Origin of the sequence: Streptomyces filamentosus, from assembly GCF_014654895.1 — a bacterium.
Taxonomy (GTDB): domain Bacteria; phylum Actinomycetota; class Actinomycetes; order Streptomycetales; family Streptomycetaceae; genus Streptomyces; species Streptomyces filamentosus.
On the sequence record NZ_BNBE01000001.1, the window covers coordinates 314,532 to 337,172 of the forward strand.

Sequence of the window (22,641 nt, forward strand, 5' to 3'; positions counted from 1 at the left end):
TCGACGAGCTTCGTTTCTTTCTGTGCCATGGCGGCCTAGGCCTCCCGCGTCGTGTCGTCGAGAGCCATCGAGATGAGGCTCTCGGCGTCCATGTCGTCGATGTCGATGCCGGCGTCGGTTCCGGTGCCGGCGGCCTCGTCCCCGGGGCCGGCGTCGAAGCCGGCCAGTTCGAGGAGGCTGTCCAGGAGTCCGGACTCCCGGAGCCGGTCCAGCGGGATCGTCCGGAGGGCGGACCGCACCCGGGACTCCGGGTCGGTGCCGGGCTCGTCCGGGCCCGCGGGAAGCGCGGGGGCCAGCTGTTCCCCGAGGTGCCGGGCCAGGACCCGGATGCTCGGGTAGTCGAAGATCAGGCCGGCGGCCAGCCGCAGTCCGGTCTCCTCGGCCATGCGGTTGCGGAACTCGACGGACGTCAGCGAGTCGAAACCGAGCTCGTTGAAGGCCCGTTCCGCCTCGATGCCGTCGGCGTCCTTGTGTCCCAGGACCAGTGCGGCCTGCTGCCGCACCAGGGCGACGAGGATCTCCTCCCGCTCGTCTCCGGTGGCCGCCCCGGCGAGGCGGCCCCTCAGGGCCTCCGCTCCGGAGGCCGTGCCGGAGGCGGCGCGCCGCCGGACAGTCGTACGGACGAGTCCGCGGAGGAGCGGCGGGAGGTCCGCCGCGTCCGCCCGGCCCAGGGCCCGGAGGTCCAGGGCCACGGGGACCGTGACGGGGGCGCCGGACGCCAGGGACGCGTCGAAGAGCGCGGTTCCCCGCTGCTCGTCCAGCGGCGCGATGCCCGAGCGCGCGGCGCGGCGCACGTCCGTCTCCGTCAGGCCGCCGGCCATCCCGCCCGCGCCTCCGGGAGCCCCGGTCGCGCCCCACAGGCCCCAGGCCAGGGAGACGGCCGGCAGGCCGGCGGCGGTCCGGTGCCGGGCGAGGGCGTCCAGGTAGGCGTTGGCGGCGGCGTAGTTGCCCTGTCCGGGGCCGCCGAGGACCCCGCCCACGGAGGAGAAGAGCACGAAGGTCTTCAGCGCGTGGTCCCTGGTCGCCTCGTGGAGGTGCCAGGCCGCCTCCGCCTTGGGCCGCAGGACCGTGGCCAGGCGCTCGGGGGTGAGCGAGGCGAGGGTGGCGTCGTCGAGGACGCCCGCGGCGTGCACGACGCCGGTGAGGGGGTGCGCCGGGGAGACGACGGCCAGGGCCGCCGCGAGGGCTCCGGGGTCGGCGGCGTCGGCGGACGCGAAGAGGACCGACTCGGCGCCGAGCGCCTCCAGTTCCTTCCGGAGCGCCGGAGCGCCGGGGGCGTCCGCGCCCCTCCGGCTCACCAGGAGCAGGTGCCGCACCCCGTGCCGTACGACGAGGTGGCGGGCGAACACCGGGCCGAGGCCGCCGGTCGCCCCCGTGATCAGGACCGTCCCGTCCCCGTCCCACGGCGATTCCGTGGCCGCCGCCGTGTCCTGCGGGGTGCGGACCAGGCGCGGCACGAGGACGGTCGTCCCGCGGACGGCGACCTGCTCCTCGCCGGCGGCGAGGACGCCGGGCAGGGTGCGCGGGTCCGTCCCGTCGTCCAGGTCGGCGAGCACGATCCGGCCGGGGTGCTCGGCCTGGGCCGACCGCACCAGGCCGCCGACGGCGGCGCCGACCGGGTCCGGCCGCACACCGTTCCCGTCCCCGTCGGCGTCGGTCTGGGCCGCGCCCTTGGTGAGGACGACGAGCCGGGTCGCCGCGAACCGCTCGTCCGCCTGCCACGCCTGGAGCAGCGCCAGGACCCGGGCGGTCTCGTGCCGCAGGGCGTCCGGCGTCGCGTCGACGCCGCCGTCCGGGCCCGCCGCGCAGGCTCCGACCGGCAGCAGCAGGACGTCCGTCCCGTCCGCCACCTCGTCGAGCCCGGTCACCGCGCCGGCGCCGAACCGGTCCGCGAGGCCGTGCGGCTCCGCGCCGAGCACGGTCCAGGAACCGTCCCCGCCGGCGGGGGCCACCTCGGCCTCCACCCAGGCGACCCGGTACAGGGGCTCGGAGGAGGCCCCGGCGCCGATCGCACCGTCGGCGACCGGCCGCAGCGCGAGCTCCCCGACGGAGGCGACCGGCCGCCCCTGCCCGTCCGCGATGTCGAGGGCCACCGTCCCCCGGCCGTTCCCGGGCCGGATCCGCGCCCTCAGGCGGGTCGCCCCGGTCGCGAACAGCTCCGTGTCCGTCCACGCGAACGGCAGTTCGGCCCGCTCCGCGCCCCGGGCGAGCCCGATGGCGTGGAGGACCGCGTCGAGGACCGCCGGGTGGAGCGCGAACCCCTCGGCACCGTGCCCGGCGAGGTCCTCCGGGAGCACGACCTCCGCCAGGACGTCGTCACCGTCCCGCCAGGCCGCCGCGAGGCCCTGGAAGGCGGGCCCGTAGACCAGCCCGCCGTCGGCGAAGGTCTCGTACATGCCGTCGAGCGGCAGGGGCTCGGCTCCGACCGGGGGCCAGACCCCCAGGTGGAACGAGGGCTCCGCGTGCTCCGCCGACAGGACACCGGTCGCGTGCCGCGTCCAGGGCTCGCCGGCGTCCGCGTGGGCCGGACGGGCGTGGACGGTGAACCGCCGCGTCCCCTCCGGCTCCAGGCCGCCCACGGAGAGCTGGACGTCCGCCCCTCCCCGGCCGGGCAGCACGAGCGGCGCCTCCAGCACCAGATCGGCGACCCGGCCGCAGCCGACCCGCTCCCCCACGTACAGGGCGAGGTCGACGAACCCGGTGCCGGGGAAGAGGACGGCCTCGCCGAAGGCGTGGTCGCCCAGCCACGGCGCGGCCCGCACGGACAGGCTTCCGGTGAACAGCCCGCCATCCGCCTCGGCCAGCTGGATCGACGAGGTGAGGAAGGGGTGCCCGACCGCGTCCCCGCCACCGGCGGGGACCTCCGCGTCGAGCCAGTAGTGCTCGTGCTGGAAGGCGTACGTGGGCAGGTCGACGCGACTGGCACCGGTACCGGCGAAGAGCGCCGCCCAGTCCACGTCCACGCCGGCTTCGAAGAGGGCGCCGAGCGCGGTGAGGAAGGTGGTCGGTTCGTCGCGCTCGCGGCGCAGGGCCGGGACCAGGAGGGCGTCGTCCGGGTTGTCCAGGGACGCCTGGGCCATCGCGGTCAGGATGCCGTCGGGGCCGAGTTCGAGGTACGAGGTGACGCCCGCGGCTTCCAGGGCGCGGACGCCGTCGGCGAACCGGACCGCCTGGCGGACGTGCCGCACCCAGTACTCCGGGTCCGTGAGGTCGGACGCCTCCGCGAGCCGGCCGGTCACGTTCGACACGACCGCGATCCGGGGTTCGGAGAACACCAGACCGCTGACGACCTGACCGAACTCCTCCAGCATCGGCTCCATCAGCGGCGAGTGGAAGGCGTGGGAGACGGACAGCCGGACCGCTCCGATCCCCTTCTCCTCCAGCACCGCCACGACCTTCTCCACGGCCGCCTCAGCACCTGAAATCACCACAGAAGCAGGCCCGTTGACGGCGGCGATACCGACCTCGGCCTCACGGCCGGCCAGCAGCGGAAGCACGTCCGCCTCGGCGGCCCGGACCGCGACCATCACACCACCGGAAGGCAACGCCTGCATCAGACGACCACGCGCCACCACCAGACTGCAGGCGTCCTCCAGCGAGAACACTCCGGCCACGTGGGCGGCAGCGATCTCGCCCACCGAATGACCCGCCAGATAGTCCGGCCGGACGCCCAGGGACTCGACCAGACGGAACAACGCGACCTCGACGGCGAAGAGCGCGGGCTGGGTGTAGACCGTCCGCCCCAGCAGCTCCTCGGATTCCCTGATCACCTCACGCAGCGGACGCTCGAACGCACCCTGTCCGTCGAGGAGTTCACACGTCTCCTCCAGGGCCTTGGCGAAGACCGGGAACGCGGTCGCAAGGCCCTCCGCCATCCCCGCCCGCTGCGCACCCTGCCCTGTGAACAGGAAGGCGGTCCTGCCCTCCAGCCTGCGCCCCGGCACCACTTCCTCCGGAACCCCGCCGAAGACCACCGCACGCCGGTCGAACACCGGTCGGGAGGCCAGCGAGAAGCCCACGTCCACCGAGCTCGGGCCGGCCTCCGCGACGTATTCGGAGAGTCGTCGGGCCTGGGCGCGGAGGGCTTCCTCCGTGCGTCCGGACACCACCCACGGCACCGGGACACCCGAAGGCCACTCCCCCACCGTCACCTCCGCCTCGACGGACGGAGCCTCCTCGATGATCACGTGAGCGTTGGTGCCGCTGATGCCGAACGACGAGACACCCGCCCGGCGCGGAGCACCTTCAAACGCCTCCCACGGCCGGGACTCGGTCAGCAGCTCGACCTCACCCGCCGACCAGTCCACGTGCGACGACGGCTCGTCCACGTGCAGCGTCTTCGGCAGGACTCCGTGCCGCATGGCCTGCACCATCTTGATGATGCCGGCGACGCCGGCGGCGGCCTGCGTGTGACCCAGGTTCGACTTCACCGAACCGAGCCACAGCGGCCGGCCCTCCGGACGTTCCTGGCCATAGGTGGCCAGGAGGGCCTGCGCCTCGATCGGGTCGCCCAGGGTCGTGCCCGTCCCGTGCGCCTCGACCGCGTCCACGTCCGCCGCCGACAGACCCGCGTTCGCCAGCGCCGCACGGATCACCCGCTGCTGCGACGGACCATTGGGGGCCGTCAGACCATTGCTCGCACCGTCCTGGTTCACCGCCGAACCCCGCACCACCGCCAGGACCTGGTGTCCCTTGGCGCGAGCGTCGGACAGCCGCTCCACCAGCAGCACACCGACGCCCTCACCCCACGCCGTACCATCAGCGGCCTCCGCGAACGCCTTGATCCGACCGTCGGCGGCGAGACCACGCTGGCGGCTGAACTCGACGAAGACCTCGGGGGTGGCCATGACGGCGACGCCTCCGATGAGGGCCAGGTCGCACTCGTCCCGCTGGAGGGCCTGGATGGCCCAGTGGAGGGCGACGAGCGACGACGAGCACGCCGTGTCCACCGACACCGCCGGGCCTTCGAACCCGAAGGTGTAGGAGATCCGGCCGGAGACGGCGCTGCCCATCGCGTGGCTGGTCGGGTAGTCGTGGTACATCACGCCGGCGAAGACGCCGGTCCGGCTGCCCTTCAGGGTGGCGGGGTCGATGCCCGCGCGTTCCATCGCCTCCCAGGAGGTTTCGAGGAGGAGCCGCTGCTGGGGGTCGACGGTGAGGGCCTCGTTGGGGCTGACGCGGAAGAACGCGGCGTCGAACTCGGCCGCCTCGTGCAGGAACCCGCCCTGGTCGACGTAGCTGGTGTCGGGGCGTTCCCGGGTCGGGTCGTACAGCCGCCGGGTGTCCCAGCCCCGGTCCTCGGGGAAGGCGGAGATCGCGTCCCGGCCCTCGGCGACGAGGTCCCACAGTTCGTCCGGGGTGGTGACGCCGCCCGGGTAGCGGGCGGCCATGCCGACGATCACGATCGGGTCGTCGGCGGCGCCCGGCGCGCCCGCGGAGGTGCCGCGGGCGGTGCGGCCCCGGGCGTCCCCGGCGGCCCGGTCCGGGCCGGCGAGGGCTTCGTGGACGTGTTCCGCGAGGGACGCCGACGACGGGTAGTCGAAGACGAGGGTGGCGGGGAGCCGCAGTCCGGTGGCGCCGTTGAGGGCGTTGCGCAGTTCGACGGCGGAGAGCGAGTCGAAGCCCAGCTCGCTGAAGGCGCGGTCCGGTTCGATCGCGTCCGGCGAGGTGTGCCCGAGGACGTTGGCGACCTGGGTGCGGACGATCTGGAGCAGCAGGTGCCGCCGCTCGTCCCGGCCGAGGCCGGCGAGGCGTCCGGCGAGGCGCCCGGCGGGCGTGTCCGCTCCCGCTTCGCCCGCCGCCCGCGCGGCCGTGCGGCGCGGGGCGGGGACCAGTTCCCGGAAGAGGGCGTCCAGGCTCTCGGCCTGGGCGCGCAGGGCCGTGGTGTCGAGTCGGACGGGGACGAGGGCGGCCCGTCCGGTGCGGCGGGCGGCGTCGAAGAGGGCCAGGCCCTCGTCGGCGCCGAGGGGGACGACGCCGCCGCGCGCCATGCGGGACCGGTCGGTCTCGCTGAGCGTGCCGAGCATGCCGCCGCCCTCCGCCCAGGGGCCCCAGGCGAGGGCGGTGGCCGGGAGGCCCGCGGCGCGGCGCCGCTGGGCGAGGGCGTCCAGGAAGGCGTTGGCCGCCGCGTAGTTGCCCTGGCCGGGGACGCCGAGGGCGCCCGCCGCGGAGGAGAAGAGGACGAAGTCGGTGAGGCCGGACTCCGCGGTCAGTTCGTGGAGGTGCCAGGCGGCGTCCACCTTGGGGCGCAGCACGGTGTGCACCTGGTCGGCGGTGAGGGAGGCGATGGTGCCGTCGTCGAGGACGCCGGCGGCGTGGACGACGCCGGTGAGGGGACGGTCGGCGGGGATCGCCGCGAGGAGCGCCGCGAGCGCGGCGCGGTCGGCGACGTCGCACGCCTCGATGGTGACGGTCAGCGCGCCGAGGGAGAGGAGTTCGTCGCGCAGGTCGTCCGCGCCGGGTGCGGCGGCGCCGCTCCGGCTGGTGAGGAGCAGGTGGCGGACGCCGTGGGCCCGGACGAGGTGGCGGGCGAAGAGGGCGCCGAGGCCGCCGGTGGCGCCGGTGAGCAGCACCGTGCCGTGGTCGGGCCGGCTCCCCGTCCCGGCGGTCTCCGCGTCGGTGGTGTCCGTGCCGACGGTCTCCGCGTCGGCGGTCTCCGTCCCAGTGGTCTCCGTGCCGCTGCCGGGGACGCGGGCGAGCCGGGGGGCGTGGATCCGGCCGCCCCGGACGGCGAGGCGCTCCTCGCCGGGGGCGAGGGCGACGGCGGCGGGCAGCGCCCGGGCGGACGCGGGGTCGTCGTCGAGGTCGATCAGGACGATGCGGCCGGGGTTCTCGGCCTGGGCCGAACGGATCAGGCCGCTGACGGCGGCACCCACCAGGTGGGGCCCGGTCCCGGCGGCACCGCCACGCGTGCCCTCGTCCCCCTGGCCCTCGCCGGGCGTGCCCCCGTCACCCGTGTCGACGGCTCCGCGCGTCACGACGACGAGCCTCGCCGCCTCCTGGCCGGGGTCGGCGAGCCATTCCCGGACGGCGCCGAGGACCCGTACGGTCTCGGCGTGGACGGCGTCCGCGACGCCGTCCGGCAGGTCGGTGCCGGGGCCCGCGGCGGCGCCCGCGGGCAGCAGGACGAGGTCGGCGGGCGCGCCGGCCGGGATGGGCCCGCTCCCCAGTGCCTCCTCCCACGTGCCGGCGTCGTCGCCGAGGAGGGTCCAGCCGGTGCCCTCCACGGGGGCGGCGGCGTCCGGGAGCGGCAGCCAGGAGATCCGGAACAGCGCGTCGTGGTGCGCGGCGGCGGCCTGGATCCGCTCGGCGGATATCGGGCGGACGGCCAGCGACCCCACGGACAGCACGGGGCTGCCCGTCGCGTCGGCGATGTCGAGCGCCGCGGCGTCGCGCCCGGGGACCGCCCGTACGCGGACCCGGAGCTGGGTGGCACCGCCCGCGTACAGCTCGACGTCGGACCAGGCGAAGGGGAGTCCGCCCTGCGACACGGTGTCCGACACGCTCACGGCGTGCAGGGCCGCGTCGAAGGCCGCGGGGTGCAGGCCGAACCGCGCGGCGTCGTCGTGGGCGCCCTCAGGCAGCCGGACGTCCGCGTACACCTCGCCGTCCCGCGCCCAGGCGGCCGCGAGCCCGCGGAAGACCGGGCCGTACGCGAGGCCGGCGACGGCGAAGTCGTCGTAGACGGTGTCGAGGCCGACGGGCTCGGCGCCGGCCGGCGGCCAGACGGCGAAGTCGAACGCGGCCGCGTCCCCGCCGGGGGCGACGGCGCCCGTGGCGTGGGAGGTCCAGGCCGTCTCGGTGTCGGCGTCGGCGGCCCGCGAGAAGAGGCGTACGGCACGGGTCCCGTCGTCTCCCAGCGCGGCGAGCAGGACGACCACCTGGGCCGCGCCGCGCTGCGGCAGCACGAGCGGCGCTTCGAGGACCAGGTCCTCCAGGCGGTCGCAGCCGGTCTCCCGGCCCGCGCGCAGCACCATCTCGACGAGCGCGGTGCCCGGGACGACGACGGCCCCGGCGACGACGTGGTCGGCGAGCCACGGGTGGCTGCCGAGTCCGATCCGCCCGCTCAGCGCGATGCCGCCGGAGTCCGGCAGCTCGACGGCGGCGCCGAGGAGGGGGTGGTCGGTGGCGGCGAGCCCGAACGCCGTCGCGTCGCCCCCCTCGGGGGTGGGGGCGAGCCAGTAGTGCTCGTGCTGGAAGGCGTACGTGGGCAGGTCGACGCGCCGGGCACCCGTACCGGCGAAGAGCGCCGCCCAGTCGACGTCCACGCCGGCTTCGAAGAGGGCGCCGAGGGCGGTGAGGAAGGTGGCCGGCTCGTCGCGCTCGCGGCGCAGGGCCGGAACGAGGAGCGCGTTGTCGGGCTCCTCCAGGCAGGACTGGGCCATCGCCGACAGCACGCCGTCCGGGCCGAGTTCGAGGTACGAGGTGACGCCCGCGCCCTCCAGGGCGCGGACGCCGTCGGCGAACCGCACGGCCTGGCGGACGTGCCGCACCCAGTACTCCGGGTCCGTCAGCTCACCGGCGGCGGCAAGCCCGCCAATCACGTTGGACACGATCGCGATGCGCGGCTCGGAGAACACCAGACCGCTGACGACCTGCCGGAACTCCTCCAGCATCGGCTCCATCAGCGGCGAATGGAAAGCGTGCGAGACCTTCAGCCGCTGCGCGGCGACACCCCGCTCCTCCAGCACCGCCACGATCTCGGAGACAGCGGCTTCGGCACCCGAAATCACCACGGAAGAAGGCCCGTTGACGGCGGCTATGCCGACCTCGGCCTCACGGCCGGCCAGCAGCGGGAGTACGTCCGCCTCGGCGGCCCGGACCGCGACCATCACACCACCCGCGGGCAGCGCCTGCATCAACCGGCCACGAGCCGCGACCAGACGGCAGGCGTCCGCCAGGGAGAAGACTCCCGCCACATGCGCGGCGGCGATCTCGCCCACCGAGTGACCCGCCAGATAGTCCGGCCGGACGCCCAGGGACTCGACCAGACGGAACAACGCCACCTCGACGGCGAACAGCGCGGACTGGGTGTAGACCGTCTGCCCCAGCAGCTCACCGGAGCCCTTGATCACCTCACGCAGCGGACGCTCGAACACGCCCTGTCCGTCAAGGAGTTCACACACCTCATCCAAAGCAGCGGCGAAGACCGGGAACGCGGCGGAAAGGCCCTCCGCCATCCCCGCCCGCTGCGCACCCTGACCCGTGAACAGGAACGCCGACTTGCCCTCCAGCCTGCGCCCCGGCACCACTTCCTCCGGAACCCCGCCGAAGACCACCGCACGCCGGTCGAACACCGCACGCGACGAGACCAGCGAGAAACCCACGTCCACCGGATCGAGACCGGCACCCGCGGTGAACTCCCGCAGACGGGCGAGCTGGGCGTGCAGTGCGGCTTCGGTCCGGCCCGAGACCACCCACGGCACGGGCACGCCCGCCGGCCACTCCCCCACCGGGGTCTCCGGCGCGGCGGCCTCGGTCTCGGTGGTCTCGGCGGCCTCGGGTTCGGGGGCCTCCTCGATGATCACGTGGGCGTTGGTGCCGCTGAGGCCGAAGGACGACACGCCCGCCCGGCGGGGCTGCTCGCCCCGCTCCCAGGGGGTGCGCTCGGTGAGGAGGCGGACGTGTCCGGCCGTCCAGTCGACGTGGGTCGACGGCTCGTCCACGTGCAGCGTCTTCGGCAGGACGCCGTGCCGCATGGCCTGCACCATCTTGATGATGCCGGCGACGCCGGCGGCGGCCTGGGTGTGACCCAGGTTCGACTTGACCGAGCCGAGCCACAGGGGGCGTTCGGCGGTGCGTCCCTGGCCGTAGGTGGCGAGGAGGGCCTGGGCCTCGATGGGGTCGCCCAGGGTGGTGCCGGTGCCGTGCGCCTCGACGGCGTCCACGTCGGCGGTGGACAGGCCGGCGTTGGCGAGGGCGGCCCGGATGACGCGGCGCTGGGAGGGGCCGTTGGGGGCGGTGATGCCGTTGCTGGCGCCGTCCTGGTTGACGGCCGAGCCGCGGACCACCGCGAGGACGGGGTGGCCGTTGCGGCGGGCGTCGGAGAGGCGTTCGACGAGGAGGACGCCGGCGCCCTCGCTCCAGCCGGTGCCGTCGGCGGCGTCGGCGAAGGCCTTGCAGCGGCCGTCGGCGGCGAGGCCGCGGGCCTTGCCGAAGGCGACGAAGGGGTCGGGGGTGGCCATCACGGTGACGCCGCCGGCGAGGGCGAGGGAGCATTCGCCGCGGCGCAGGGCCTGGACGGCGAGGTGGAGGGCGACCAGCGAGGAGGAGCAGGCGGTGTCCACGGACACCGCCGGGCCCTCGAAGCCGAAGACGTAGGAGATGCGGCCGGAGAGGACGGCTCCGTTGGTGCCGGTCGTCATGTAGGCGGCGGACTCCTCGGGCAGTTTCATGCCGAAGTACGACTGCCCGTTGGTGCCGGTGTAGACGCCGACCGGGCCGCCCTTGAGGGTGTCGGGGGAGATCCCGGCGCGTTCCATCGCCTCCCAGGAGGCTTCCAGGAGCAGGCGCTGCTGGGGGTCCATGGCGACGGCCTCGCGCGGGCTGATGCCGAAGAACTCGGCGTCGAAGCGGGCGGCTTCGTGGAGGAATCCGCCGCTGCGGGTGTAGCCGCTCTCGGCCTGGTGGGCATCGGCGTCGTACATGTCGTCGATGTCCCACCCGCGGTCCTGGGGGAACTCACCGATGGCGTCGGTCTCTTCGGCGACCAGCTTCCACAGGTCCTCGGGTGAGCGGGCGCCTCCCGGGAAGCGGCACGCCATCCCGACGATCGCGATCGGCTCCGACTCGATGTCGCGCAGTCGCTGCCGCGTCTGGGCGAGGTCGGCGGTCGTCCGCTTGAGATAGTCGAGCAGCTTCTTTTCGTTCCCCATCAGGGCCTCACCAATTCTGTTGATAAAGATTCCAGGAACCCGGTGGTCAGGAGATCCCTAGTTCTTTGTCGATGAAGTCGAACAGTTCGTCGGCCGAGGCCGCCTTGAGCTGGTCGGCGACCGCGGCGGCCTGCTGCGGGGCGTGGGCCTCGTTCAGTCGGGCCAGGAGGGCCTGGAGCCGGGGGACGACCTTGGCACGCTCGATCTCGTCGGGTGCCATGGAGGCCACCGCGGCCTCCATGCGGTCGAGTTCCGTCGCCGCCCCCGCCGCCGGGCCGGCCGCGGCGGGGGCGAGCTCGCCGTGCAGGTGCTCGGCGAGGGTGGCGGGGCTGGTGTAGTCGAAGAGCAGGGTCGCCGGGAGTTTGAGGCCGGTGGCGGCGTTCATCCGGTTGCGGAAGTCGACGGCGGTCAGGGAGTCGAAGCCCATCTCCTTGAACGCCCGGTGGGGCGGGACGGCCTCCGATTCCGCGTGGCCGAGGACGGTCGCCACCTGGCCGCGGACGAGGTCCAGGAGGGCGGTGTCCCGTTCCTCGGGGGTGAGGGCGGAGAGCCGGCGGCCGAGGGTGTCGGCGTCGGCGGGGCCGTCCGGCGTGCCGGTGCGGGGGGCGAGGGCGCGGGCGGCCTCGGGCACGCCGTGGAGGAGGGGGCTGGGGCGTCCCGCGGTGAACGCGGGCGCCAGGGCCTCCCAGTCGGCGTCGACGACGCCGATGCCGGTCTCGTCGCGTTCCAGGATCTCGTGGAGGGCGGCGACGGCGAGGCCGGGGTCGAGTTCGGTGAGTCCGCGCCACCAGGCCCGTTCCTGCACGTCGTCCTGGGCGGCCATGCCGCCGCCGCCCCAGGGGCCCCAGGCGACGGAGGTGGCGGGCAGTCCGCGGGCCCTGCGGTGGTCGGCGAGGGCGTCGAGGTAGGCGTTGGCGGCGGCGTAGGCGGCCTGTCCGGCGCCGCCGAGGAGGCCCGCGATCGAGGAGAAGGACACGAAGGCCGTCAGGTCCAGGTCCTGGGTGAGCTCGTGGAGGTTGCGGGCCGCCTCGGCCTTGGGGCCCAGCACGCCGGCGAGGCGGTCCGGGGTGAGGGAGCCGACGGTGCCGTCGTCGAGGACGCCTGCGGCGTGCATGACGGCCGTCAGCGGGGCGTCGGCGGGCAGCTCCTTCAGGAGGGCGGCGACGGCGTCGCGGTCGGCGACGTCGCAGGCGGCGAGGGTGACGCGGGCGCCGAGCGCGGTGAGTTCCCGCTTGAGGTCGAGGGCGCCGGGGGCCTCCTCGCCGCGTCTGCTGGTGAGCAGGAGGTGGTCGGCTCCGGCGCCGGCGAGCCAGCGGGCGACGAGGGTGCCGACGGCCCCGGTGCCGCCGGTGACGAGGACGGTGCCGGTGGGCCGCCAGGTGCCGCGGGCGGGGCTGGTGGCGCCGGTGGCGCGTTCCAGGCGGCGTACGGAGGTGCCGGCGGCCCGTACGGCGAGCTGGTCCTCTCCCGCGGGTGCGGCGAGGACGTCGGCGAGGCGGGCGAGGATCCGCTCGTCGGGGGCGTCGTCGGGGACGGTGCCCGGCGGGGCGGCGGGCAGGTCGACGAGGCCGCCCCAGAGGGCGGGGTTCTCCAGGGCGACGACGCGTCCCAGGCCCCAGACGCGGGCCTGCCCGGGGTGGGGCAGGGGTTCGGAGCGGCCGGCGGCGACGGCGCCCCGGGTCACGCTCCACACGGGGGCGGTGACGTCCAGGTCGGCGAGGGCCTGGACGAGGGCGACGGTGGTGGTGAGGCCGCGGGGCGCGAGGGGCGCGGCCGGGTCGGGGGTCTCGTCCTGGCCGAGCAGCGACACCGCTCCGGCGAGGGGGCCCGCGGTGGCGAGCAGCCGGGAGAGGTGGCCGGTCATGCCGGCGCGGTCGGTGTCGGCACCGGTGGCGCGGAGCCGGAGCACGGTGGCGCCGCGGTCGGTGAGGGCCCGCTCGGTGGCGTCGGCCCAGGCGTCGGTGACGCCGTCGGCGGGGACGGCGAGGAGCCAGGTGCCGTCGAGGGTGCCGGAGGGGGCGGCGGGGCGCGGGTGCCAGGCGACGCGGTAGCGCCAGCCGTCGACGACGGCCTGGTCGACGCTCTGCCGGTGCCAGTCGGAGAGCAGCGGCAGGAGCGGTTCCAGGGAGGCGCGGCCGTCGGCTCCGGCGTCGAGGAGGCGGGTGAGCCCGTCGAGGTCGTGGCTTTCGACGGCGGACCAGAAGGCGCCGTCGGCGGCGCCGGCGCGGGCCGGGGCGGCGGGGGCGGTCTCCTCGGGGTCGGCCCAGTGGCGGCGGCGCCGGAAGGGGTAGGTGGGCAGGTCGACGTGGTGGTGTCCGGGGCCCGCGTACGCCGCCCAGTCGACGTCGGTGCCGTGGGTGTGGAGGGCGGCGAGGGCGGCCGCGACCGTCTCGGGTTCGGGGGTGCCCGGGCGGAGCAGCGGCAGGCACGGCGTGTCGTCGTCGAGGGTCGCGCCGGCGAGGGCGGTGAGGGTGGCGCCGGGGCCGATCTCCAGGCAGGCGGTGACGCCGAGTCCGGCGAGGGCGCGTACGCCGTCGTGGAAGCGGACGGTGCCGCGGACGTGCCGCACCCAGTAGTCGGGGGTGCGCAGGTCGTCGCCGTCGGCGGGCAGGCCGGTCACGTTGGACACGACGGGGACGGTGGGGACGTGGAAGTCGAGGGTGGCGAGGACGTCGGCGAAGTCGTCGAGCATGGCGTCCATGCGGGGCGAGTGGAAGGCGTGACTGACCCTCAGTTCGTGTGTCTGGTCGCCCTGTTCGGCGAGGAGGGCGGCGACCTCGGCGACGGCTTCGGCGTCGCCGGAGAGGACGACGGACGTCTCGCCGTTGACGGCGGCGAGGCCGACGCGGTCCTCCCGTCCGGCGAGCAGCGGCAGCACCCGCTCCTCGGTGGCGCGTACGGCGGTCATGGCGCCGCCCTCGGGCAGGGCCTCCATCAGCCGGCCGCGGGCGGCGACGAGGGTGGCTGCGTCGGGCAGGGAGAGGACGCCCGCGACGTGGGCGGCGGCGATCTCGCCGACGGAGTGCCCGATGAGCACGTCGGGGCGGACGCCGAAGGACTCGACGAGGCGGTGGAGGGCGACCTCGGTGGCGAAGAGCGCGGCCTGGGTGAAGACCGTGCGGTCGAGGAGGGCGGCCTCGGCCGAGCCCTCGGCGGCGAAGACGACCTCGCGCAGCGGCCGGGGCAGTCCGCCGTCGAGTTCGGCGCAGACCGCGTCGAAGGCGTCGCGGTAGGCGGGGTGGGCGGCGTACAGTCCGGCGCCCATGCCGACGCGCTGGGCGCCCTGGCCGGTGAAGAGGAACGCGGTCCGGCCGGCCGGTGCCCCGCCGGCGGGCCCGGTGGGGCCCTCTCCGGCGGCGATGCGGTCGAGGGCGGCGAGGAGTTCCGTACGGTCGGCGCCGACGGCCACCGCCCGGTGCTCGAAGAGGGTGCGGGTGGCGGCGAGCGAGCGGGCCACGTCGGCGGGGTCGGCGGCGGGCCGGTCGAGCAGGTGGGTGCGGAGCTGTGCGGCGCGGGTCCGCAGGGCCGTCTCGTCGCGGGCGGACAGCGTCCACGCGTACGGCACGGAGGGGTGCCGCACGGCCTCGGCGGCGGGGGCGGGGCCGGTTCCGGTTCCGGCCTCCGGGGCGGCGGGGGCGGGGGCCTCCTCGATGACGGCGTGGGCGTTGGTGCCGCTGATGCCGAACGAGGAGACGCCGAAGCGCCGCGGGCGTTCCCCGCCGGGCCAGGGCACCTCGTCGGTGAGGAGCCGCACCCGGCCGGCCGACCAGTCGACGTGCGGGGTGGGCCGTTCGGCGTGCAGGGTGCGCGGCAGGGTCTCGTGCTGGAGCGCGAGGATCATCTTCATCACGCCGGCGACGCCGGCGGCGGCCTGCGGGTGCCCCATGTTCGACTTGATGGAGCCGAGCCACAGGGGCCGGTCCTCGGGGCGGTCCTGGCCGTAGGTGGCGAGGATGGCCTGGGCCTCGATGGGGTCGCCGAGGGTGGTGCCGGTGCCGTGCGCCTCGACGGCGTCGACGTCCGCGGCGGTGAGGCCGGCGTTCCGCAGGGCGGCCTTGATGACGCGCTGCTGGGCGGGCCCGTTCGGCGCCATCAGGCCGTTGCTGGCGCCGTCCTGGTTGACGGCGGAGCCGCGCACGACGGCGAGGACGGGGTGGCCGTTGCGGCGGGCGTCGGAGAGCCGCTCCAGGACGAGGACGCCCGCCCCCTCCGACCAGCCGGCGCCGTCGGCGTCCGCGGCGAAGGACCGGCAGCGGCCGTCCGGGGACAGGGCGCGCTGCCGGCTGAACTCGATGAACAGCTGGGGGGTGGCCATGACGCACACGCCGCCGGCGAGGGCGAGCGTGGAGTCCCCGGCCCGCAGGGACTGGCAGGCCAGGTGCAGGGCGACCAGGGAGGACGAGCAGGCCGTGTCGGTGGTGACGGCGGGGCCTTCGAGGCCGAAGGTGTAGGAGACGATGCCGGAGACGATGCTGCCGGCGGTGGTGCTGCGCGGGTAGTCGTGGTGCATCAGGCCCGCGAAGACGCCGGTCCTGCTGCCCTTGAGGGTGGTGGGGTCGATGCCGGCCCGTTCCAGCGCCTCCCAGGACACTTCGAGGAGGAGGCGCTGCTGCGGGTCGGTCTCGGGGGCCTCGCGGGGGCTGATGCCGAAGAAGTCGGCGTCGAACTCGGCGGCGTCGTGCAGGAAGCCGCCGCGCCGGACGTAGGTGCGGCCGGGCCTGCCGGGCTCGGGGTCGTACACGGCCTCGGTGTTCCATCCCCGGTCGGTGGGGAAGTCGGAGACCGCGTCGACGCCGTCGGAGACGAGCCGCCACAGCTCCTCGGGAGAGGTGACGCCGCCGGGGTAGCGGCCGCTCATGCCGATGACGGCGATGGGTTCGCGGTGGGCTTCCTCGGCCTCGCGCAGCTTGCGCCGGGTCTCCTGGAGGTCGGTCGTCGCCCGCTTGAGGTACGCGCGGAGTTTGTCGTCGTGCGCCATCGGTGTCTCAGCCTTCTCAAGGGTGGGGAGGGGCGGACTGCGGAGGGGGCGGGGGGTGTCAGGAGATGCCGAGTTCGTTGTCGAGGAAGTCGAAGAGCTCGTCGTCCGTCGCCTCGTCGAACTGCTGCGCGGACACCGTCGCGCCCGTGCCGGCCTGGAGTTCGGTGACCCGGCGCAGCAGCCCCTTGAGGCGGGCGGCGACCGCCGTGTGGTCGTCCTCCGGCGACGCCTGGGCGAGCGTGGCCTCCAGGAGTTCGAACTGCGCCTCCAGGGACTTCGGCGCGGCGTCGGCGGGTGCCAGCGCGGTGACCAGGTGGTCGACGAGCGCGGCCGGCGACGGGAAGTCGAAGACCAGGGTCGTCGGCAGGCGCAGTCCGGTCGCCTTGTTGAGGAGGTTGCGCAGTTCGACGGCGGCCAGCGAGTCGAAGCCCATGTCCTTGAACGCCCGGTCCGGGACGACGGCGTCGCCGGAGGCGTGGCCGAGCACGCCGGCGACGTGCTCGCGGACGAGGAGGTGGAGCTGCCGGGCCCGCTCGGCCTCGGAGAGGCCGCCGAGGCGGTCGGCGAGGCCCCTGGCCGGTGCGGCGGCGGCCGCCGCCTTCCGGGCGGGCCGCCGGGTGCGGGCCCGGCCCATGCCGCGCAGGACGGCCGGCAGGTCGTCGGTGCGGTTGGCGAGGGCGGCGAGGTCCAGCCGGATCGGCACCAGGACGGGCTCGCCGGAGCCGAGGGCCACGTCGAGGAGGCGCAGCGCCTCCTCGGTCTCCAGCGGCGGCATGCCGAGGCGGTGCATCCGCTGGAGGTCGGCGGCGCCCATCTGTCCCGCCATGCCGTCGGTGGACGCCCACAGGCCCCAGGCGAGGGACACGGCGGGCAGTCCGGCGGCGCGCCGGTGGACGGCCAGCGCGTCGAGGAAGACGTTCGCCGTGGCGTAGGGGGCCTGTCCGCCGCCGACGAGGAGGCCGGCGGAGGACGAGAAGAGGACGAATGCGTCGAGGTCCCGGTCCCGGGTCAGTTCGTGCAGGTGCCAGGCGGCGTCGGCCTTCGGCCGCAGCACGCCGTCGAGGCGCTCCGGCGTCTGGGTCTCGACGACCCCGTTGTCGGCGACGCCGGCGGTGTGGACGACGCCGGTCAGCGGGGGCCGCCCGGTGTCGTCGAGCAGGGCGGCCAGGGCGGCGCGGTCGGACACGTCGCAGCCCTCGACGGCGACGGTCTCCGCGCCGGCCGCGAGCAGCGCCCGCCGCAGCTCCTCCGCGCCCGGCGCCTGCGGCCCCCGGCGGCTGACGAGCAGCAGGTGCCGTACGCCGTGCCGTTCCACCAGGTGGCGGGCGACGAGCGCGCCGAGTCCGCCGGTGCCGCCGGTCACCAGGACCGTGCCGTCGCCGCGGAAGACGCCTCCGCCGGTCTCCTCCGCGGGCGCGGCGGTGCGCACCAGGCGCGGCAACAGGACGACGCCGTCCCGGACCGCCGCCTCGGGTTCGCCCGAGAGCACGGCGGCCCGCAGCGCTCCCGCCGTGCCGCGGGCCGCGTCCCAGTCGATCAGGGTCAGCCGGTCCGGGTGCTCGGCCTGGACGGAGCGCACGAGGCCCCACAGGGGCCCCGCGACGAGGTCGGCGGCCCCGTCCGCGGCGGCGGGCGCGGTGCTGACCGCGCCCGAGGTGAGCACGACCAGCCGGGCGGAGGCGAACCGCTCGTCGGCGAGCCACGTCTGGATCCCGGCCAGCGTCCGGCCGGCGGTGGCCCGCAGCCGCGCCGGCACGTCGGTGCCGTCCGCCGCGCCGGTGGGCGGGCACGGCAGCAGTACGACGTCGGGGACGGCCGCACCGCCGTCCACGGCGGCCACGAGGGCGGGGACGTCCGGGTACGGGGTGAGCGTGCGGCCGGCGACGGCCGCCCATGCCTCGGCGGGCCCGGCGACCGCCCAGTGGCGCCCGGCGTCGCCGGACGCGGACGGGTAGGCGGGGGCCTGCTGCCAGGCGGGCAGGAAGAGGTTGTCGGTGGCCGCGGATCCGGCGAGCCGCAGCTGGTCGTCGGAGATCGGCGGCGCCACCAGGTGGTGCACCGAGACGACCGGGGCGCCGGTGGCGTCGGCGATGTCGACCTGCGCCGTGTCGGGCCCGTTGGAGTCGCAGCGCACCCGGACGGTCGTGGCTCCGGCCGCGTGCAGCCTGATGCCGTGCCAGGAGAACGGCAGGCGCGGCACGTCGGGCCCGCCCGGCTCGACGAACAGCGAGGCGTGGAAGGCGGAGTCGAGGAGCGCCGGGTGCAGCCCGCACGCCTCGGCGTCGCCGCGGGCCTGCGCGGGCAGCGCCACCTCGGCGAACATCTCCCGGTCGTTGCGCACCCAGGCCCTGCGCAGCCCCTGGAACACGGGGCCGTAGCCGTAACCGCGCCCGACGAGCCCGTCGTAGGCGTCGCCGATCGGCACCTCCTCGGCGCCCTCGGGCGGCCAGACGGTGAGGTCGTACGGCTCGCCCTCGGGCGCCTCGTCGCCGACGACGCCCTCGGCGTGCCGGGTCCAGGGACCGGTGGCGTCGCCGTCCGCGGTCTGCGAGTAGACCGTCAGCGACTGCTTCCCCGTCTCGTCGGAGGCGCCGACGACGACCTTGACCCGCACCCCGCCGGACGGCGGGATCACGAGGGGCGCCCCGATGGTCAGCTCCTCGACCACGGTGCGGCCCGCGTGCTCGGTCGCCTGGACGGCCAGCTCGACGAAGGCCGATCCGGGCAGGATCACGGTCCCGAACACCGCGTGGTCCCCCAGCCAGGGGTGGGTGTCGAGGCCGAGCCGCCCGGTCAGCACCAGCCCGTCGGAGTCGGGCAGGTCGAGCACGGCGCTGAGCAACGGGTGGGAGGTCGCCGTCAGCCCGTGCGCCGCCGCGTCCCCGCCGACGCCCGCCACGGCGTCGAGCCAGTACCGCTCCCGCTGGAAGGCGTACGTGGGGAGGCCGACGCGCCGGGCACCGGTACCGGCGAAGAGCGCGGCCCAGTCCACGTCCACGCCGGCTTCGAAGAGGGCGCCGAGGGCGGTGAGGAAGGTGGCCGGCTCGTCGCGCTCGCGGCGCAGGGCCGGGACGAGGAGCGCGTTCTCGGGCTCCTCCAGGGATGTCTGGGCCATCGCGGTCAGGATGCCGTCGGGGCCGAGCTCAAGGTACGAGGTGACGCCCGCGGCTTCCAGGGCGCGGACGCCGTCGGCGAACCGCACGGCCTGGCGGACGTGCCGCACCCAGTACTCCGGGTCCGTCAGCTCACCGGCGGCGGCAAGCCCGCCACTCACGTTCGACACGATCGCGATCCGGGGTTCGGAGAACACCAGACCGCTGACGACCTGACCGAACTCCTCCAGCATCGGCTCCATCAGCGGCGAGTGGAAGGCGTGAGAGACGGACAGCCGGACCGCTCCGATCCCCTTCTCCTCCAGCACCGCCACGACCTTCTCCACGGCCGCCTCGGCCCCCGAAATCACCACGGAAGCAGGCCCGTTGACAGCGGCGATACCGATCTCGTCCTCACGGCCGGCCAGCAGCGGGAGTACGTCCGCCTCGGCCGCCCGGACCGCGACCATCACCCCGCCGGAAGGCAACGCCTGCATCAGGCGGCCACGGGCGACGACCAGGTGACAGGCGTCCGCCAGGGAGAACACCCCCGCCACGTGGGCGGCGGCGATCTCGCCCACCGAATGACCCGCCAGATAGTCCGGCCGGACGCCCAGGGACTCGACCAGACGGAACAACGCGACCTCGACGGCGAAGAGCGCGGACTGCGTGTAGACCGTCTGGTTCAGCAGCTCACCGGAGTCCTTGATCACCTCGCGCAGCGGGCGGACGAACGCGCCCTCGGCGTCGAGGAGTTCACACACCTCGTCCAGAGCGGCCGCGAAGACCGGGAACGCGGCGGAAAGGCCCTCCGCCATCCCCGCCCGCTGCGCGCCCTGCCCCGTGAACAGGAACGCCGACTTGCCTTCGGCCGCGACGGCTCCGCGCTCGCCGGACTCGTCGGCGATCAACTCTTCCAGAGCGACCAGGAGTTCGGTGCGGTTCGCGCCGAGGAGCGCGACACGGTGGTCGAGCACCGCACGCGAGGAGGCCAGGGAGAAACCGAGGTCCACCGGCAGGTGGTCCGAGCCGAGGGCCAGCCGACGCAGTCGCCGGGCCTGTTCGCGCAGGGCTTCATCCGTGCGTCCGGACACCACCCACGGCACCGGAACACCCGAAGGCCACTCCCCCACCGCCGCCTCCGCCTCGACGGACGGAGCCTCCTCCAGAATCACATGCGCGTTGGTGCCGCTGATGCCGAACGACGAGACACCCGCACGACGCGGAACACCCTCGGACGCCTCCCACGGCCGGGACTCCGTCAGCAGCTCGACCTCACCCGCCGACCAGTCCACATGCGACGACGGAGCATCCACGTGCAGCGTCTTCGGCAGGACTCCGTGCCGCATGGCCTGCACCATCTTGATGATGCCGGCGACGCCGGCAGCGGCCTGCGTGTGACCCAGGTTCGACTTCACCGAACCGAGCCACAGCGGCCGGCCCTCCGGGCGCTCCTGACCATACGTCGCCAGCAGAGCCTGCGCCTCGATCGGATCGCCCAGGGTCGTGCCCGTCCCGTGCGCCTCGACCGCGTCCACGTCCGCCGCCGACAGACCCGCGTTCGCCAGCGCCGCACGGATCACCCGCTGCTGCGACGGACCATTGGGGGCAGTCAGACCATTGCTCGCACCGTCCTGGTTGACGGCCGAACCCCGCACCACCGCCAGGATCTGGTGGCCGTTCCGCTGCGCGTCGGACAGCCGCTCCACCAGCAGCACACCGACGCCCTCACCCCACGCCGTACCATCAGCGGCCTCCGCGAACGCCTTGATCCGACCGTCGGCGGCGAGACCACGCTGCTGGCTGAACTCGACGAAGGTCTCGGGGGTCGGCATCACCGTCACGCCGCCTGCCAGGGCGAGCGAGCACTCACCGCGACGCAGGGCCTGGATGGCCCAGTGCAGGGCGACGAGCGACGACGAGCACGCCGTGTCCACCGACACCGCCGGACCCTCCAGGCCCAGGGCGTACGCCACCCGGCCGGAGACCACACTGCCGGTGTTGCCGTTGCCTATGTAGCCCTGGAGCTCGTCGGGTATGACGGGGAGGCGGGAGGCGTAGTCGTGGTACATGACGCCGGCGAAGACACCGGTCTGCGAACCCTTCAGCGACGACGGGTCGATGCCCGCCCGCTCGATCGCCTCCCACGACGCCTCAAGCAGCAGCCGCTGCTGCGGATCCGTCGCCAGCGCCTCGCGCGGACCCATGCTGAAGAACTCGGCGTCGAAGTCGGCCGCGTCGTGGAGGAAGCCGCCGGACCTGGAGTACGTCCTGCCGGGGGTGCCGGGCTCGGGGTCGTACAGGCCCTCGGTGTCCCAGCCCCGGTCCTCCGGGAAGCCGGTGATGCCGTCGCGGCCCCGGCTGACCATCGTCCACAGGTCGTCGGGGGATCCGACGTCGCCGGGGAAGCGGCAGCTCATGCCGACGATCGCGACCGGTTCGTTCTCCCTGCGCTCGGCGTCCCGCAGGCGCCGTCGAGCTTCACGAAGATCGGCTGTCGCCCGCTTCAGATAGTCGAGAAGCTTCTCCTCGTTTTCCACCCAACGTCTCCTCACTGGTCCGCGCAGGAATTCGGAATTCTGGATCGGCATTCAGCCGGAGGCGCCGGATTTCGAGGCACGTCGTCAAATCCACCTGCGGCGCATATGCTCGTAACGCTACGCAGGTCAAGGGTGTCCGCCCACCCCTAGGCCGCCCCTATGCGCCCCTATTGAAGAGGGCCCGGGAGTCGCGGGAGCCGGGCCCCACCACTGTCGATTCGGGAATGTCTTGCCCCGTGCGACGGGCTCCAATAGCCTGCGCCGGAAGCGCAGTCGAGTTGATCCTCACGGGATATTCGCTTCGCGACAACACAGAACATCCGGGTTCGACGGAAGGATACGGAAGTCGTGGGAGTGGCAACAGAAGGGGCGAGCAGTCCCTGGATCCGCAGGTTCCACCCGTCCGACGACGCCCCGGTGCGGCTGGTCTGCTTTCCGCACGCGGGGGGTTCCGCGTCGTTCTATTTCCCGGTGTCGAGGAGCCTGGCGCCGGCGGTGGACGTGATCACGCTGCAGTACCCGGGACGTCAGGACCGGCGCCACGAGGAGGGGATCGGCGATCTGCACGACGTGGCCGAGGTGCTGACCGGCGAGCTGCGTCCGTGGGCGGACCGGCCGCTGGTCCTCTTCGGGCACAGCATGGGCGCCTCGCTGGCCTTCGAGGTGGGGCGCCGCCTCGAACGGGCGGGGATCGTCCCGGCGGCACTGGTCGCGTCCGGCCGGCGGGCGCCGTCGCGGCACCGGGACGAGTACGTCCACCGGCGCGACGACGAGGGCCTGGTGCGCGAGCTGAAGGAGCTGAGCGGGACCGACCCGGGGGCGCTCGGCGACGAGGAGGTGCTGCGGATGATCCTGCCGGCGATCCGCAGCGACTACCGCGCGGCGGAGACCTACCGCTACCGGCCGGGCCCGGACCTGTCCTGCCCGGTGTGGGCGCTGGTCGGCGACCGGGACCCGAAGGTGACGGTGGACGAGGCGCGTTCCTGGGGCGACCACACCTCGGGCGGTTTCGAGCTGAAGGTGTTCGACGGGGGCCACTTCTTCCTCGCGCCCCACGCGGCGGAGGTCAACCGGCTGCTCGCCGACTGCGCGCGGGACCGCGTGCCCCGGCCCTGACCGCGACGGGCCGGGAGGCGGGGGGCGACGGGCGGGGAGGC

Annotated in this window: 3 protein-coding genes and 1 pseudogene; 1 reads left to right on the plus strand and 3 read right to left on the minus strand. The window is 74.9% G+C overall.

Annotated elements, in window-relative coordinates; translation table 11 throughout:
• Positions 1-35: 35 nt before the first annotated feature.
• The 3 genes and pseudogenes from IE326_RS01500 to IE326_RS01510 all read right to left on the minus strand — a co-directional run.
• Positions 36-10,874 carry a type I polyketide synthase gene (locus tag IE326_RS01500; RefSeq protein ID WP_190040599.1) on the minus strand — a complete coding sequence of 3,613 codons (10,839 nt, stop codon included), beginning with the start codon at positions 10,872-10,874 and terminating at the stop codon, positions 36-38.
• Positions 10,875-10,920: 46 nt separating this feature from the next.
• Complete coding sequence (locus IE326_RS01505) at positions 10,921-15,852, minus strand: type I polyketide synthase (RefSeq protein ID WP_190040600.1); 4,932 nt, start codon at positions 15,850-15,852, stop codon at positions 10,921-10,923.
• A 58-nt stretch (positions 15,853-15,910) separates the two neighbouring features.
• Positions 15,911-21,478: pseudogene (locus IE326_RS01510) on the minus strand (type I polyketide synthase); the annotation flags it as partial.
• A 360-nt stretch (positions 21,479-21,838) separates the two neighbouring features.
• Here IE326_RS01510 and IE326_RS01515 point away from each other — a divergent pair.
• The gene (locus IE326_RS01515) at positions 21,839-22,600 is read left to right on the plus strand and encodes a thioesterase II family protein (protein ID WP_150236272.1); all 762 of its coding nucleotides are present in this window, start codon (positions 21,839-21,841) and stop codon (positions 22,598-22,600) included.
• Positions 22,601-22,641: the final 41 nt, after the last annotated feature.